The sequence below is a fragment of the Microvirga yunnanensis genome, assembly GCF_025460875.1.
This window is the reverse complement of the sequence record NZ_JAMXFI010000186.1, coordinates 1-15,948: the sequence shown is the minus strand read 5'-3', so window position 1 is coordinate 15,948 and position 15,948 is coordinate 1. Positions and strand designations below refer to the sequence as shown.

The following is a 15,948-nucleotide window of genomic DNA, read 5'->3' as shown; positions in this document are numbered from 1 at the left end:
GTGCCGCCAGAGGATGGCCGAGACGGTGCGCCGCAGGTCCTGTGGCGGGGTCTTGCCTTTCGGCCGGCATGCTTCAATCAGGGGCTCCAGAAGAGCCCATTGTCCGTCGCTGAGCATTGCTCCTCCTCATCGCGGAGGAGCAAAACGCAAGTCGATCCAATCAGTTCAAGCGACAACACGCCCTAATCTCTCCTAAAGCATAGACACGTCAGTTGTAACGCTGGTGTCGCGTTAGCTCTTGTTAACGGGATTGCGCGATCAATCCAGCAACGCCCATCCAGGTAATAGGTCGGCGAGCGGGGCAAAAATGAATCAGCATCCTCCAGAACTGGTTTTGGGACGCGGCGACAGCGGCTCCGCAGCCATCCAGCATTTCACAGAAACGCGATCTGATCCAATTGCCCTGCCCAAGAGCATCGCTCTTCCGGCTGAACCCGTTTTCGGCTCATCCCATTCTCATCGCGTTTGGCGGATGATGAACGCTCTAATCGATGCTCAGCCCGAATGGGCTGATGCCGACGCGTTCGAGCAGGCTCGCGAGAAGATGCTCAGGTTTGGCCTTTCAAAGGGAATGACCCTGGAGGAGCTTTTCAAACTCACGGACCCGGATGCAATTTTTGGTGCTGTGGACTGCCTCTGAAGCAAGCGAGGTAGAGTTTTGAAGGGTTTCCCGTCTGCTGAATGACTGTGGCTAACGGGTATGAACCCGCGATTTTCACCTTCAGCGCTTGCCTTCAATCCTCGTCCTCTTCCGGCAGGGACTCGATCTGCCCTATTCTCCAGGCGCGGTGGCCAGCCTGCCGCTCCAAGGCTTCAACCTGTCGCAGAAGCTGGGTCGAGAGTGTCGCTTCGCGCCGGAAACCCTCATCACCCGGATCACTCCCCAGACGTAGGTGCATGTCGCGCACCCTCGCTTCCAGGGCTCGCCTGAGAATACTCAACTGATCTTCGTTCAGTTCGAGCAACATCATTACTAATAGAAACCGTTCATTCTGGAAGCCCGGCTTTCCGTAGTCCTTCAACATACATATCGACATGGGCAAAATCGGCTCATATTCTGCCGAACCATAGCTACGTGGTATGGAGACCCAGCAATTTTGTCTCTTTGCTGCAAGTACATCTGTGCCTCCTCAAGGAGCCCCAGGTGGCCGCAGCAACTGATGAGATTGCTGTAGTAACCAACAAAGTCGGGGTATGCCTTGATTGATCTGCGGAGATGAACAAGGGCTTCAGGGAAACGCCGTGCTGTCATCAATGCCAAGCCATGAAAGACGGTGTGCAATCCGGCAAATGTGTCCAATGGGCTCATGCGGAGCGCCTGACCCGTCTCCGAGATAGCCTCATCGAACTGTCCAGCCCGCACGAGAGCCAACCCGTACATCGAGCGGCCCAAGGCCCGGTTCGGATGAGCATCAAGCGCATTGCGCAAGTGTTCCAATGCCCTGTCATGATGGCCCGATCCGCTGAGCGTCAGTCCCACAATCAAACGAGCCCAAGGTTCATCGGGGTCAAGGACCAAGGCGCGTTCAGCCAGTCCCTCAGCCTCCTTGTAGAGAGCAGTGATGGCGGCTCGGTCCGCAGGCCATTGATTGAATCCTTCCCACCACTTCGCCCATGCGAGGATCGCATAGGAACGAGCATACGAAGGTTCTCTGGCGACTGCTCGGTTGAGAAGGGTTTGCGCTTCCTGGTTTACCGTTCGGTCAACTTTGTTGATGAGGGCGAGAGCCCGAATGACAAGGCTCCAGGTGGCTATGTTCTCAGGAGTCTGATTGATAAACCGAAGGCTTTCCTCCGCATAGAGGTGAGGCTCGATGGTGGCGACAACATTCTGGGTAATCTCATCTTGGACTGCGAAGACATCATCGAGTTGCCGGTCGTACTTCTCGGCCCAAATGTGCTTGCCGGTTTCCGCGTCGATCAACTGACCTGTGACACGGATACGTTTGCCAGAAGCCCTGACACTTCCCTCCAGCACATAGCGGACGCCCAACTCGCGAGCGACTTGACGCACATCGACAGCCTTACCCTTGTAGGCGAAAGTTGAGTTTCGGGCGATGACGAACAGCCATCGGAGACGGGATAGGCCCGTGATGATGTCCTCGGTCATGCCATCGGCGAAGAACTCCTGCTCTGGATCAGGGCTCATGTTGGTGAAAGGCAGGGCGGCAATGGAGGGCCTGTCGGGCAAGGGGAGCGGTTTTGTCTCTGCCATTCTATTTGCGGCAGGCGAGGTCACCTTCACGGAATAGGCACGGACGGGCTCCTCAAAATTCTTCACCGCCTGAGAGCCAAGATCAGTAAAGGCCAGCGGCAGGGTCTTTCGGACATAGCCGTAGGCAGCTTCCGAGATGCAGATGCCACCCGGATCGGCAAGGCCCTCTGACCGAGCAGCAATGTTGACTCCGTCACCCAACAGGTCGTTGCCCTGGACCATCACATCGCCGACGTGAACTCCAATCCGGAACTGAAGACGACACTCCTCAGGAGCATCTTGGACAGCTTGGGCGAGGGCCTCCTGTACGTCCACGGCACACTGGACTGCATTTACGGCGCTTGGAAACTCGGCCAGAACACTGTCGCCTGCGGTGTTGGCGATCCGGCCACCATGTTCCGATATCAGGCGATCCATGATCTCGCGATGAACGGTCAGCATGCGGAGCGTCCCGACTTCGTCCCGCTCCATCAGGCGCGAGTAGCCCGCCACGTCAGCCGCGAAGATAGCTGCGAGCCGCCGCTCGATCTGGCGCTCCTGCCGATCCATAAAACCCCTCGGTGCCGCTCCGGAGAGAATTGTGCTGCGGGTGGGGCGAGGTGTCCAGCCTGCTTCCACTGATAGAAGTACTCTTATTGTTAAGCTTGATACGAGACGATATGAGTGTGGATGGTCGTGTGATAATTTGACAGGAGGGGTCACACTTGTACTCCAGCCCCTCGCAAACCATCGAACAAGAGTTCCCGCTTCTCGGGATTGCGGTAGCATGTCCGGTTCAAGTGGGTTCGCATCGCTTCCCAGCGGGTGGATTGCAACACACGTCCAACTTCTGCCGCCTCGGCCAGTCGCCCCATCTGTGCCAGCGCTGCGGTTAAATAGCGAAGCGAGATGGGATGATCGGGGTTCATCTCCAGGGCTCGCCGCGTGAACTGCTCCGTCTCTTCGAAGCGGCTCTCCATGAAATGCACCGCCCCGATTGCGTTCAGCGTAATATAACCTCGCGGGTCCAGTGGGTTCAGCCGACGTGCCTTCTCCAAGCAGGCGAGGGCGCGCTCGCACTCGTCGGTGTAGATCAGCACCCACCCGCAATTCGTCAGGACATACGATGAGTTGGGCTGAAGATACAGGGCGCGCTCGCAGAAGGTGACGGCTCGCTCCAGAACGCCTGAGAGCGAGGCCAAGGACCACGCAGCAACGGCGAGCACCCGCGCATTGTCCGGGTCGCACTGAACCGCTTGGAGAGCCGCCTCACGGCTCCGGGCCGCATGGGCATCCCAATCTTCGGTCCAACCTCCCACCATCAGACGGCCTCGACAATCGGCAAGGGCACCCCAGGCTTCGGCATAGCCGGGATCACGTTCGACAGCTTGCCGCAGCAGCGTCTCGGCGCGGCGAAAGCCCTGCTCGGTGAAGGCGTAAAACTCAGGCAGGGCGCGAAGATAGAGGTCATACGCCTCCAGGTTATTGGTCACTTTGGCTCTGGCCCGCTCGATCTCAGCCGCTTGCAAGCTGGGTTCGATGGCCGACACTACGCTCTCGGTGATCTCGTCCTGTAAAGCGAAGATGTCCATCAGGTCGCGGTCGAAGCGACCAGCCCAGATATCTGCGCCTGTGACGGCCTCGACCAATTGGGCCGTGATCCGCACCCGATTGCCTGCCTTGCGGACGGAGCCTTCCAGCACGTAGCGAACGCCAAGCTGGCGACTGACCTGCTTGATATCCACGGCTCGGCCTTTCAGCGTGAAGACCGAGTTGCGAGCGATAACGAACAGCCACCGGCAGCGGGAGAGCGCCACGATCAGGTCCTCCGTGATCCCATCAGCGAAATACTCCTGCTCGGGGTCGCCGCTCAGGTTCATAAAGGGCAGGACGGCAATGAACGGCTTATTGGGAAAAGGAAACTTTGGTCCAAGCGTCCGAATAGGAGTGGTCCCACAGAGTGCGTAGACCCGTACCGGACGGGCGATGTTCTTGAGATTCTGCTCTCCCCTGTCCTCAAACGAAAGATCGAGCTTGCCCTGAAGCTCGTCGTAGACCTTGCCTGAGATACAGATGCCGCCAGGGTCAGCGATGCTCTCCAAGCGAGAGGCCACATTCACACTATCACCGAGAATGTCACCATCATCACCGATGAGAATATCTCCCAGGTTGATGCCAATTCGGAGTTGCACATCGGGGTATTCATGCTGGTGATCGGCAATGGCGGTTTGCGTCTCCGCTGCGCATAGAACAGCTTCGACCGGACTGGCGAACTCCAGGAGTGCCCCGTCGCCCATAGTCTTTACGATGCGTCCTTGATGCCGCGCGGCGGCGGGTTCAATCATCTCGGAGAAGATGGTGCGGATTGCCGAGAGTGTGCTGGCCTCGTCCGCTTCCATCAGCCCGGATGCACCCACCACGTCAACCGCAAGGATGGCCGCAAGTCGCCGTTCGACCTTATGCTCCTGCCGATCCATGGGACCCTCGGCGCGAACTCGGAGGGAATTGTGAGGCGGGCTTGGTGAGGTGTCCAGTCTCTATAGGGAACACGAGGTCTTCCGAGGGCCAGAATGGCGAGCCATCCTGTGGGATAGGCATTTGTGCGATGGGTATGTGCTCACAGTGGGGTGAGAAGGCGCACTAACATAGCCGCCAAAATCGGCTATAATGTTCGCGAAGTTAGTGCTGCGTCAATCTGGGCGGTCTCTCTACTCCTGCGGGGGGGCCTGCGATGACAAAGCCGCTCCTGGCCGTTGGCTTCTGGTGTGTTGCTTTCTTCCTTGCCATCGTAGGTCTCATCACAACCGGCCCCGGCAATCCCCGCTTCACCGGCACGGTTGTTTTTGATTTCAAGCCGTTCTGCCAAAGCTTCGTTGTCCAAACCGACAAAGGCTTTGTGCTGTTGGAGTGGGAGGACGGTACCCTGTTCTTCGGTGAAGGTGACAGCATCCTGGGGCCGCTGCACACGAATGGGCTCCAATCCTTGAATGTCGAGGGACGCGGTGTGATGACGGCGCGGTTCGAGACCTGGGTTCCTGATCTTGCTGCCGCGCAAGAAGCGTTTCGCGAGCGCTGCCGCCTTGCTCCCAGCACACCCCTGGCTGGGCCAGCACGAGAACAGAACTGAGGCCGTATATCTGCGAAAGGCAGACATATACAAAATAGTGAGCCTCATTGTCGGGTTTCCAACAGACAGGTGCCGTCTTCTCCAGTATTTCCTACCTCGCCTTCAGCAGAAACATCTAAGCAGTACGGATCGGCACCAATCAGTATTCTCCTACTGAGGCGTTCGGAGCCATCTCACAACTGATGTATGCTGGAGCGGGATAGTTTAGGGATGAACGTTTCTTGAAGTTGCGCCTGTGCCGAGCCTGATGACCTGACCACAGGGACGGCTCGGCACAGGCCAATCGGGGGCTCCAATGCAGAACCAGCAGCCTGTCTCCTCTGCGCTGAACCGCCTGATCGTCGGTGGCCGCGAACGCTTCGACTTGCAGGACCTGTTGCAGAGCACGTCACGGACTCTGTCGAACCTTGATTTCGAGCATCGGCATGAGGTGCAGCGCCTGGAGCGCAGCAGAACCGATCCTGTGCTGAAGAAGCAGATCGTTGAGAACCTTCAGCGACGGCACCGCGAGCGGCGTCAGCCTTATGTGATGCTGATTGCCGAACTCCAGAAGCACCTCTCATCAGCCATGGCGGATGGCCTCCAAGCGGCAGGCTGATCAATCTTATCGTTTCACCGGCCTTCTGCCCCTACGGGCCGGGACCTCCAGCGCCCGTGAGGGCGCTTTTTCTTGGTTGCGGCGATCCTGCAAGCTTAGAAGGGCGGTAGATGTTGGTGCGAACGTTTCATTGTATCTTATACTGCGAGGATGCTCAGGCAATACTCGCTCTTCGTGAGACATCTCGGCTTCATCATGCACAATCACAGAGATGTGACTGCATGTCACGGTTAGGAGTCTTAGTCTAACTGGAGGACTGTCTGGAATCCGACAGACGTAGCTCTCCTGACCTATTAATTTTCTCTTAAGGGAAGAAATTACGCAGGGGGCATAGATGGCTACGCTGACGCTTGTAGATGATCGCTTGTCGGACACGAACACTTCGTCCACCAGCCATACCGCAGCAATTCCAACGGCCCTGATCTGCGATAACTTCCTTTTGCGCTCGGGGCTTCGACACATCCTACAGGACACACCGTTTGCTCTCGCCACAGCCGCCTCTGAATCACGATTGCTTCAGCATGCGGCTTTTGAGCCTGCCCTGATCCTTGTCGATACCCATCAAGCCACTGAGCGTCTGCTTGAGATCATCCGGCAGTTGCGAGAGCAGTTCCCGCAGGCGCGGGTCGTGGCTCTGGCGGATCAGTTCGACCTCAGCTTTGTGCGCTCCGGTTATGAGGTTGGGGTGAATGGCTTTTGTTCAGCAGCCAGTGCTGCCGACGTTCTGACCAAGTCGCTTGAACTCGTGATGCTCGGCGAGACCGTACTGCCCTTTGAGGTCCTGCGCCCTTTCGTGGACGGTGCTCGCCAGAACCAGGAGCAGCCTCTCCACGGCAGCATGGCAGGCTCAAATCCGTCTGACCTGAATGCTTGCAAGCTCTCAGTGCGAGAGCGGGAAATCCTGGGATGCTTGACGCAAGGGGAGCCGAACAAGGTCATAGCGCGCAAGCTCGACATCACGGAAGCCACCATCAAGGTCCACGTCAAAGCCATCCTGCGCAAGATCGGAGCGTCCAACCGCACCCAAGCTGCCATCTGGGCCTCTCAGCGCCTGACGCAGCGAGGTGGAGCGTCGGTGAATGACTGAGGTGAAGATTGCGGTGGGAGATCAGGTCCGGGTCCACCTCCATCCAGCCCGTCCATGGAAGAGCTTTTCCGAGGGGGTGGTCAGGCGGGTGGACGTGACCACTCCGGAAGGACGCTTTTTCGTGCTGGAAATCAAAAGTGAGGTCCTTCTCGACCAGCCGCACCGGATCAGGCCCGATTTCCACGATTACGTCCCGTATGAATGCCGGAATGACTTCCCTGGAAGGATCGAGGTCCTGTCCGTAGCAGCCGACCTGGAGCAAGAGCCTACGGTCACTCTACCGTTGATGGACTCACGGGAAGAGGTGAAGCAAGAAGCCGACGAGCAGCATCCGGCTAACGCGCAGACCCATTCCAGGATTGCGGTCGAACAGATACCCGAAGCCGAGACCTTCGCCGAACCAACTCAGGTTGAAATTGAGCATCAGCCTGCCCCAGTACGTGCTGGCCTGATAGCCACCCTGTTTGGGCGGAAAGAATGATGATCGAGGCAGGATTCGCGTGGAAGGAGCGCCGTAAACGTCAAACCCCTGGCACAGCCCAAACATCCAGTTCGCCTGCGCCCTCACGCAGTTGCCTTCTTTCTGCCGCATCCGCCTGTAGCCTGAAAGGACAAGCTTAGAGGCCGATGCACCCCCATGAAGGAACTCGCCCTTGTTGTGGACGAACGAGAGTTGAGTACCATCCGTGCCGCCCTTCTCCTCCTCCAAGAGCACGTTGATGCCCTTCCTGAAGACCTCGCCGAGATGGTAGCGGCGCACGGAGCGCCGATGGCGGTGCCCGAGATTGAGCGTCTCAGCCTTCGTCTTCGCGAGACAGCAAGACCGATCCGGGACTACGCTGAGCGGGAGTTCCCACAGGCGGCGAGGGTTGTTGAGGTGGGGCGGCTTCCCGCAATTCCAGTTACCCAGGGCCGAATGTGAGCGGTGCCGTAGTGCCGAGGGGGTCAACCGTGACTGTACAAAGGACCCCGACGATCCAGGACATGTTCCTCAGACAACTTTGCGACAGTGAAGTTGAGGTTATGATGTTCCTCGTGAACGGGATCAAACTCGTGGGCCGGATCAAACGGTTTGACAGTTATACGGTGCAACTTGCCCGAGGTAGCGGGACACAGGTCGTGTACAAGCATGCGATCTCGGCGATAAACCCAGCAGAGCCCGTTGAACTGTTAGACCCAGCCTCATTTGAGTGAGGAACTCCGTTCTCAAGTCCTTGCTGAAGTTGCGGCTCAGGTTCCGGCTGAAGAACGTCGGCCACGCAAAGGGTGCTTTCTGCCTTCCGACGAAATACGTTTCAGTAACTGCACCATGTCGATCCGACAGGAGCCTCCATGAAGAAGGCACGTAAGCTCTACGAAAGCCCAAGCGGCGACCGCTGGTATCTGGTTGCAGACCCTTCAGGGACTGTGTTCATCCATCATGAAGCCAATCTGGCTTCCGGAGGACGGGTGGAACATGAGGAGCTTGCGGCCTTCCTGCGTCGCGGCTTGGGCCCGGAACAGCAGGAACTGCTGCGTCTGATCGGAACCCTCACCGAGGAGCACCCCGCAGCGACAGGGAAGTGATGGCCACGGCCAAGGTCATCGAACGGCAGAAGCACTTCCCCAAGAAGCGCCGTCACCCCAACCGCCACGGTTAGCTGCACGACTGGAGATCAAGTGCCGAGAGGGTCAGTTATCGCCGGTTCCACGGCCATGCAGGATCGGATTTCTCGTGGACCAGTCGGAGCGCTTCTGAGGACAGGCTGAGCGGAGACTTTGAACCACTCGGCTGGGCCAGCTTTGGGCTACGCCGCTCCTCCCGTTTGTACACGCGCAATGCCTCTGCCGACAGTTTCGGCAACCCCTCACTGACTATTCGCTGACGCAACTCCTGTAGGGTCTTCTCAGGGTCGTCGGGCATGGCTGATCCCGCAGCCGGAAGAGCACGGAATCGATATCAGCGCAGAACGACAAGGAAGGTTCCGTGCTGCTCTAAAGTCGCTGTGCCAGCGCAGCGGTGCACGACTTCAGCATATTGCCCCTCGTAACACTGAACCATGCTCGGAGCTTCTGTGGAGGATAGAAGACAAAATCCTGCTCCATTGATGCTCTACCTGGAAGGACACTGTCCCGGAGCGATGACCATCAAGGAAGGCTGGTTCGATGCAAAAGCCCTTCTCGCGATACTTGGAGGCTGTCGAAGCGCATCTTCCCTCCGAGCATCATCCACTTCTGCGAAACAGCCTCTATTTGGCGATCTTGGATTGGTACACTGATGGCATCGACCCGATAGATGCGGCTGCTCGGATCAGACATGCGGTGACGGGATAGATTTGGCACCCAGGCACGGCGGTCATCGTTGTCGCAGAGGATGTGATATCCCCTTGGAGGCGATGATGGCCCATTCAAAGCAGCCCGATCAGGATACGGGTCTCGAAAACCTGAGCGTTAACAGCAGTCGCCGCAGCGGTGTGAAAGAAGACGGAACCGGCAATTCTGCCCACCAGAATGGGAAGCACGATCCAACCGAGAGTGCGAAGGTGCCGGATCAGCAAATCCCGGTGGAGCAGTCGCCCGAGATTGATGATACGGAAGGGCACCCAACCTAACTAAGCGCCTCCTGTCACTATAACTTGGCATGGGAACGAGACCGTTCAGGTCCATTCTGCCTCTTCGGCTATACTCCCTTTGCGCCGGATACCTCGCTCGGCAAGTGGATTAAATTGTCAGCAAGGCATCGTATTCCTTACTCATAGGAAGCAAGGGATGGCAGTTCCTCAGGCCGTCAGCTTTCACAGCCGCCCACGAGGAGTCGCTTGGACCGGGGTCACAGTCCTTGTCGGGTCTGTTGTTCTTGCCATAGCCCTTCTGGCAACCACCTGACTCGGCGATAACCTGAAGCTTCAGGTCCCAAACCGTTGCGCCTGACCCGCCGCACGGGTCTGCTCTCTGTCGATGCGAGACAGAGCGACTGCAATGTCGAGGGGCAGAGGTTGCTTGATCACATCGGCATAGAAGGAGCGCATGTCCTGCGCAATCCGGCGCAATAGCTCTACGTCTGGGATAGTTGGGCGTCCCTTACTAAGGCCGATCTCGTTTCCCATTACCACCTCCCAGCCTGCCGCTTCTCATGAAATGCAGCGATTCGGCTGAGAAAGAGGCGGGTAGGAAATCGTTAACTATAATCGCCATGGCCTGTGAATAACGGGTATAACCCACGGCCTGCACGTTGCTGGTGCTTGCTGGTGCGCAGCCTCAACCGGAGCCTGGTTCAGTCAGACTTGAAGGAGATCAAGGGATTTCCGTCATGGGGGAATGGCAGTATCGGACCTCCGCTACCATAAGCCCAAGGCCTTTTTCAGCATTTCCCGAGTTGCCGATCAGATCCGGTACCAAGCTGGTACCAACTGGCTCGCACCGAGCGGCCGAAAATTCCCCTGGCTGAACACTGCTCCGAAGGATTGAACGCCCAATTCCTGTTCGGGGGATTCCCAGGTCTTCCCGCGAGCTTGGCTGATCGCAAAGGATCAGTTTCGAAATCCACGATCAGCCTTCACATCCAAGCAGCTGAACCCATTCCCTGGTCCTGACATCATTCGCTGGTACCCAATCCCTCCAGACGGTGCTTAGCGCCTCCATATCCTACGAGGCGAAAGTTTTGAGCCCGTGTGGTCGAATGGGTTGAGCCGTCTATCCTTGGTGCTCGCTCCGCATCTCTGCTTTGGAGGCTTAACGTGCTAAACATAGCCGATGCAGACCTCCGTCGCGCCTGAGGGTATTCGGGCCTTCGTCCCGCCGCACCCGGATCCTGCTCCGGAGAACCTCTCACCGCGCCAACTCGCCTCGCTGATGCGCACCAACAACATTCGTGTCTGGTCGCAGCGGGCCTATGAGGAGGAGGTGGTCGTCCGCCGCTTCTTCGGCCGCTCCTCAGTTCTGTTCAATGCTCCCGACGCAATCCGCCATGTTTTGGTCGACCACCCGGAGGCTTATGGCCGAACCCGCGCCACCCTCCGGATCCTCAAACCGCTGCTCGGGGAAGGGCTGTTCACCAGCGAGGGGCCGTCCTGGCGCCACCAGCGGCGCACCCTGGCGCCGGCCTTCACGCCGCGCTCGGTGGAGCTGCTCATCCCACATATCCGGTCAGTCACGACTGAGATGATCGGTGGTCTTACCGCCGCTGAGAAGGAGCAGGTGGATCTCTTTCCCATGATCCAACGCTTGGCGCTCGAGATTGCGGGCCGCACGATGTTCTCCCTCGAGATGGGGCAGCACGGCCCCGCCCTCCGGGACCAGATCATGCGCTATGGCCAGAGGCTTGGCCGACCGCACCTGTTCGACTTTGTGGTTCCGATCGGCCTCCCCACACCCCACGATCTGGCGCGGGCCTGGTTCCGGCGTGGCTGGATTCGGCTGATCGAGCAGATCCTGGCCGAGAGGCTGACAGCCAAAGCCCATGCGAGTGGTCCGCGCGATCTGCTCGACCTGCTCATGGCCGCCCGTGATCCGGAGAGCGGCCAGGGGTTCTCCCCCCGCCAGCTGCGCGATCAGATCGCCACAATGATTCTAGCCGGACACGAGACCACGGCGGTGGCGCTGTGCTGGTCGGTGTATCTGCTGGCCCAGGTGCCGGAGGTGCAGGAGCGAATCGCCCAGGAGGCTGCCACAGTCCTAGCGGACAGCGGGGAGGAATCCCAACTCAGCAAGCTGACTTACACGCGGGCGGTGCTGGATGAGGTCATGCGCCTCTACCCGCCGGCCTATGTGATCGTCCGGGCAGCCCGCCAGCCAGACAATGTCGCAGGGGTTGTGATGAAGCCAGGCGACCTTGCGATCATCTCGCCTTGGGTGCTGCATCGGCACCAGAAGCGCTGGCATGATCCGGACGCGTTTGTCCCCGAGCGATTTCTGCCCGGTGCCGCAGCCATCGATCGCTTCGCGTACTTGCCCTTTGGTGTCGGGCCTCGCGTGTGCATTGGCGCTCACTTCGCCCTCACCGAGGCGACCTTGGTGCAGGCCGAACTCATGCGCTCGTTCCGGATTGAGCTGGTGACAAGTCGGCCGGTCTTGCCCGTTGCAGTGGTGACCACCCAGCCGGATCACGCGCCGCTGTTCCGCCTGCGACTCCGATAGGCTTCTGCCGGGATGATGAGCTTTCCGGCGTCGGATAACCCTCTAGGTCCATGTATAGGTATCAATTGAGAGGAGGAAGTCATGGCAAGAACGACCAAGTCGGTTAGCCGGCCCGCAAGACGGAGCGGGGAGCTTCCAAGAAGGATCTGTCGCAAGAATTTGTTTCAGAGTTTCAGATACTCTGCCGGAAGTCTTAGTGGCGGAGGGCGGGGTGTTCAAGGGCAGGCATTTTGATCGATCCGTGATCCTGCTCTGCATCCGGTGGTATTTGGCTTATAGCCTCAGCCTCCGGAACTTAGAGGAGATGATGGCAGAGCGCGGCATCTCCGTCGACCACGCGACCATCCACAGATGGGGCATTCGCTACTCACCCGAACTGCTGAAGCGCTTCAATTCATGCAAGCGATCCGTCACTGGCAAGTGGCACATCGATGAGACTTACATCAAGGTTCGCGGGCAGTGGCGGTATCTCTACCGCGCAATCGACAGCAACGGTGATACGGTCGAGTTCTGGTTCAGCGAACGGCGCAACCTGGCAGCCGCCAAGCGGTTCCTGCGCAAGGCTCTCAAGCGGCATGGCCGGCCTGAGAGGATCGTCATCGACGGCAGCCAAACCAATCAGGAAGCCATCATGTCGTGTGATGTCGAGAGCCGGTTGCAGGACCGGTCAAGGCGCAAGCTGAAGCCGATCCGGATCCGGCGAAGTGCCTACCTGAACAATCGCATCGAACAGGATCATCGAGCCATCAAGAGGCGAGTGCGGCCAATGCTCGGGTTCAAGGCGATGAATAGCGCTCGTGTGATCCTGGGCGGCATTGAGATGATCCACATGATGCGCAAGCAGCAGGCGATCTACGCCCGGAATCCGCAGCCCTCACTCGCCGAGCAGTTTGAGAGGCTTGCTGCCTGAAGCCAAGGCGATGCTCCAACCATTCTCTCGCATCCTTTCCAGATTTGCGACACAGCCGGCCACTCTCGTAGTCAACAAGCTGCGTGGCGGCCTGAAGATCGCTGCCGTCAAGGCTCCCGGCTTCGGCGACCGTCGCAAGGCCATGCTTGAGGACATCGCGATACTGACCGCCGGTCAGACCATCTCGGAAGACCTTGGCATCAAGCTCGAGAATGTCACCCTCGATATGCTGGGTCGGGCCAAGACCATTAGGGTGGAGAAGGAAAACACCACCATTGTCAGCGGGGCGGGCGACCGGCGGGACATCGAGGCACGCATCCAGCAGATCAAGGCACAGATCGAGGAGACCACCTCGGACTACGACCGTGAGAAGCTGCAGGAGCGCCTCGCCAAGCTCGCCGGGGGCGTTGCAGTGATCCGTGTCGGCGGGAGCACCGAGATTGAGGTGAAGGAAAAGAAGGATCGCGTCGACGACGCGCTGCACGCCACGAAGGCGGCGGTTGAGGAGGGCATTGTTCCCGGTGGCGGCACTGCTCTGCTGCGCGCCAAGGCGGCGGTCGCCAAGCTGAAGAGCGACAACCCGGACATCCAGGCCGGCATCAACATTGTGCTGCGCGCGCTTGAGGCTCCGATTCGCCAGATCGCCGAGAATGCTGGCGTCGAAGGCTCGATCGTGGTCGGCAAGATCACGGACAACACGCAGTCCGAAACCTTTGGCTTTGATGCTCAGACGGAGGAGTTCGTGGATCTGCTGCAAGCCGGTATTGTGGATCCAGCGAAGGTCGTCCGCACGGCTCTCCAGGATGCTTCTTCGGTTGCTGGCCTCCTCGTCACCACCGAGGCTATGGTGGCCGAGTTGCCGAAGAAGGAATCCGCTCCGGCGATGCCGGGTGGAGGAATGGGCGGCATGGACTTCTAACCCAGACAGCGAAGCAAGGCCCTGGAGACACCCGGGCCTTGCTCTTATGCCTCTACTGGCCTGTTACCGGATAGCTTTTGCCAGCCGGCTGTGTTTAGCGCTGAAGCCTCGGATCTTTCATCGGATGCATTGCCTGGACTGATCCGAGGCCTGTTTAGGATCGTCTCAGACGAGCGCTCAGGGCCTCTCCTTGGGAGAGGCCAAACGCAGGATGGATCGAGCTGATGTCCGTGGCACAGGCGTCTGGTCTCCACAAATCCGCTCGCAGATGGACCAGGGAACGTGTCCCGCAGCTTGGCCTGAAATGGTCACATTCGTGCGCAACCTCAGTGGTGACGCTTCGTTAATTATTTCTGCGCCCAAGGCCGCCAATGCTCCGACCTCTTGTTGCCCTTGCCCTCGTGCTCGCGACACCAACCTTCGCTCAGACCTATAGTCGTCCAGAGATCATCCGCGGGCCCTGCCGCCCTGATGGCTGCGACGAGTTCGCCATCCTGGCGGCCTCTCCCCTGACCGAGACAGGGGAGGGCACACTCATGCAGACCCGGGTGAAGACCTTCCATGCGAGTTCATCTGGACGCAGGGAACTCAGCGAGGAGAACGGGTATGTGTACTGCTCGCGAACCAGGCCGGCGATCGTGGCCGAGAAGGCTGGGCGCACGATGGCGTTTTATCTCGCGTCGTTCGCCACGAAGGAGAGCCGTGAGACCATCCGCCAGAACGCCAACTTCCATGCCCTGTACTTCAGCATCTGCCATGGCCTGGAAGCAGGCCGGGCAGCAGTCCAAAACCTGCCGGGTGTGGCCCATGAGCTTGGCTACCGGGTTGCGCTACCCCAGTCGCAGTCCGTGGCCCTGAACCGGGTCGAGGATATCCTGCCGCCCGAGAGCCGGCGCTCAGCCGAGGCTAGACATGACCTGCGCCCGGTTCCCCCGGTGAGCATGCCGCCGGGCGCTGCACGGCGGGACTGGGCTATCGACGAGCCAGCTGGCGAATTCAAAGGGTATCGTGAGGCAATGCCACCCCGGCCGCAGCCCGATGTTGTGGAGCGGGAGGAGGGGCTGCTGGCTGGTCCGCGCCGCCTGACCAACCGCGCCTTTGATGCCCTTGATGAGGTCGGCGATTGGATGCTTGGACGGCGATACTGATCCCAAGACAGGGGCGCTATTGGTCATGGCGCCAGCGTAAGCTGTTAATATTCTTCGGACAAGAAGTTGCCCATGAGCCCATAGCCACAATGGTCCCTCTTCATTGCCCGCCCTGGAAGAGATCGGCAGCACGTCATCCGGGATCCTCAGGGCGAGCTCCGGCTCATCTTCGGCGAAGACGAAGGCACACGGATCAACGATCGTCTGGCGAGATATCTTGTCGAGAGCCTGAATGCGGGTCTGGAGGTACAAGACTCGAACCCGGATGAGGGCTGGTTCGTCGACAGCTCGGGCGACGGTAACGAGCAGGATCCGCCCATTCTCATTCGCGACCCCGATTTCGAGATCCGGCTCGAGATCCTCGACACAGAGAGCCCCGAGGATGATCGGGCGCTGGGCCGAAAGGTTGTGGCTCTGATCAATACCTACTTCATGCAGAACGAGGTTTCACATTCAAATGCTTCCTCCGCTGGCTCTCCAACAGAAAACCAGCATACCGGATCCAAACGCTGAGCAGTGGAGCAGATAGGGACCACATCGCAGGGCAACCATGTCTTAGCTTGTATCGCAACCTTCTTGTCGAAATGTTTGTTCAACGAAATTCGCATGTTGACGCAAGGCTAAAACGTCAGTCTCGTTCCGTTCGGGATCGAAGCACGGAGGCGGCATAGCCACTTGGAGCGACTTTGTTCTTCGGATAGGTCAACATCCCGCCGATGCTATTTTGAGCCTTCTGTAAGTCATCCTTGGCGGTCGCTTCTAACGCAGTACTCAATCAAGAACACATGCTGCGCCGATCCCATGGACGGCGAGGGCGGTCGGCTTGCCTTTGGAAACTGTCGGGCTCTGC

Annotated in this window: 15 protein-coding genes and 2 pseudogenes; 13 read left to right on the top strand and 4 right to left on the bottom strand. The window is 58.8% G+C overall.

Annotated elements, in window-relative coordinates:
• Positions 1-117: pseudogene (locus tag NF876_RS41745) on the bottom strand (IS5 family transposase); the annotation flags it as partial.
• Positions 118-307: 190 nt separating this feature from the next.
• Between NF876_RS41745 and NF876_RS41740 the strand changes: the two are divergent.
• Positions 308-640 (top strand): hypothetical protein, encoded by a 333-nt coding sequence (locus NF876_RS41740; RefSeq protein ID WP_210805928.1) that lies wholly within the window; start codon positions 308-310, stop codon positions 638-640.
• 94 nt (positions 641-734) lie between these two features.
• Here NF876_RS41740 and NF876_RS41735 read toward each other — a convergent pair whose 3' ends face one another.
• The 3 genes from NF876_RS41735 to NF876_RS41725 all read right to left on the bottom strand — a co-directional run bounded on the left by NF876_RS41735 (position 735) and on the right by NF876_RS41725 (position 4,671).
• Positions 735-1,025: a hypothetical protein gene (locus NF876_RS41735; RefSeq protein WP_210805930.1), complete on the bottom strand. Its 291-nt coding sequence runs from the start codon at positions 1,023-1,025 to the stop codon at positions 735-737.
• On the bottom strand, positions 1,019-2,764 hold the full coding sequence (locus NF876_RS41730; protein WP_210805932.1) for an adenylate/guanylate cyclase domain-containing protein: 1,746 nt from the start codon (positions 2,762-2,764) through the stop codon (positions 1,019-1,021). Before NF876_RS41730 ends, NF876_RS41735 begins: the two co-directional genes overlap by 7 nt.
• Before the next feature lie 149 nt (positions 2,765-2,913).
• Positions 2,914-4,671 carry an adenylate/guanylate cyclase domain-containing protein gene (locus tag NF876_RS41725; protein WP_210805934.1) on the bottom strand — a complete coding sequence of 586 codons (1,758 nt, stop codon included), beginning with the start codon at positions 4,669-4,671 and terminating at the stop codon, positions 2,914-2,916.
• Between the two features lie 254 nt (positions 4,672-4,925).
• Between NF876_RS41725 and NF876_RS41720 the strand changes: the two genes are divergently transcribed.
• The 12 genes and pseudogenes from NF876_RS41720 to NF876_RS41670 all read left to right on the top strand — a co-directional run bounded on the left by NF876_RS41720 (position 4,926) and on the right by NF876_RS41670 (position 15,098).
• A complete protein-coding gene (locus NF876_RS41720) occupies positions 4,926-5,321 on the top strand; it encodes a hypothetical protein (RefSeq protein ID WP_210805936.1) in 396 nt (131 codons plus the stop codon).
• A 295-nt stretch (positions 5,322-5,616) separates the two neighbouring features.
• Positions 5,617-5,919 (top strand): hypothetical protein, encoded by a 303-nt coding sequence (locus tag NF876_RS41715; protein ID WP_262273574.1) that lies wholly within the window; start codon positions 5,617-5,619, stop codon positions 5,917-5,919.
• Positions 5,920-6,253: 334 nt separating this feature from the next.
• Positions 6,254-7,006 carry a LuxR C-terminal-related transcriptional regulator gene (locus tag NF876_RS41710; protein WP_210805940.1) on the top strand — a complete coding sequence of 251 codons (753 nt, stop codon included), beginning with the start codon at positions 6,254-6,256 and terminating at the stop codon, positions 7,004-7,006.
• Positions 6,999-7,487 (top strand): hypothetical protein, encoded by a 489-nt coding sequence (locus NF876_RS41705; RefSeq protein ID WP_210805942.1) that lies wholly within the window; start codon positions 6,999-7,001, stop codon positions 7,485-7,487. The genes NF876_RS41710 and NF876_RS41705 overlap by 8 nt, the downstream gene beginning before the upstream one ends.
• A gap of 156 nt (positions 7,488-7,643) precedes the next feature.
• Entirely contained in the window at positions 7,644-7,928 is a 285-nt protein-coding gene (locus NF876_RS41700; RefSeq protein ID WP_210805944.1) for a hypothetical protein, read from the top strand.
• A 62-nt stretch (positions 7,929-7,990) separates the two neighbouring features.
• Positions 7,991-8,200 carry an RNA chaperone Hfq gene (gene hfq, locus NF876_RS43795; protein WP_210805946.1) on the top strand — a complete coding sequence of 70 codons (210 nt, stop codon included), beginning with the start codon at positions 7,991-7,993 and terminating at the stop codon, positions 8,198-8,200.
• A 138-nt stretch (positions 8,201-8,338) separates the two neighbouring features.
• Entirely contained in the window at positions 8,339-8,572 is a 234-nt protein-coding gene (locus NF876_RS41695) for a hypothetical protein (protein WP_210805948.1), read from the top strand.
• An 812-nt stretch (positions 8,573-9,384) separates the two neighbouring features.
• Complete coding sequence (locus NF876_RS41690; protein ID WP_210805950.1) at positions 9,385-9,597, top strand: hypothetical protein; 213 nt, start codon at positions 9,385-9,387, stop codon at positions 9,595-9,597.
• Between the two features lie 1,141 nt (positions 9,598-10,738).
• Positions 10,739-12,121 carry a cytochrome P450 gene (locus NF876_RS41685; protein ID WP_210805952.1) on the top strand — a complete coding sequence of 461 codons (1,383 nt, stop codon included), beginning with the start codon at positions 10,739-10,741 and terminating at the stop codon, positions 12,119-12,121.
• A gap of 211 nt (positions 12,122-12,332) precedes the next feature.
• Positions 12,333-13,031 carry an IS6 family transposase gene (locus tag NF876_RS41680; protein WP_210805954.1) on the top strand — a complete coding sequence of 233 codons (699 nt, stop codon included), beginning with the start codon at positions 12,333-12,335 and terminating at the stop codon, positions 13,029-13,031.
• A pseudogene (groEL, locus tag NF876_RS41675) lies at positions 13,006-13,950 on the top strand (chaperonin GroEL); the annotation flags it as partial. The gene NF876_RS41680 and the pseudogene groEL, both read left to right, overlap by 26 nt.
• A gap of 371 nt (positions 13,951-14,321) precedes the next feature.
• Complete coding sequence (locus NF876_RS41670) at positions 14,322-15,098, top strand: hypothetical protein (RefSeq protein ID WP_262266478.1); 777 nt, start codon at positions 14,322-14,324, stop codon at positions 15,096-15,098.
• Positions 15,099-15,948: the final 850 nt, after the last annotated feature.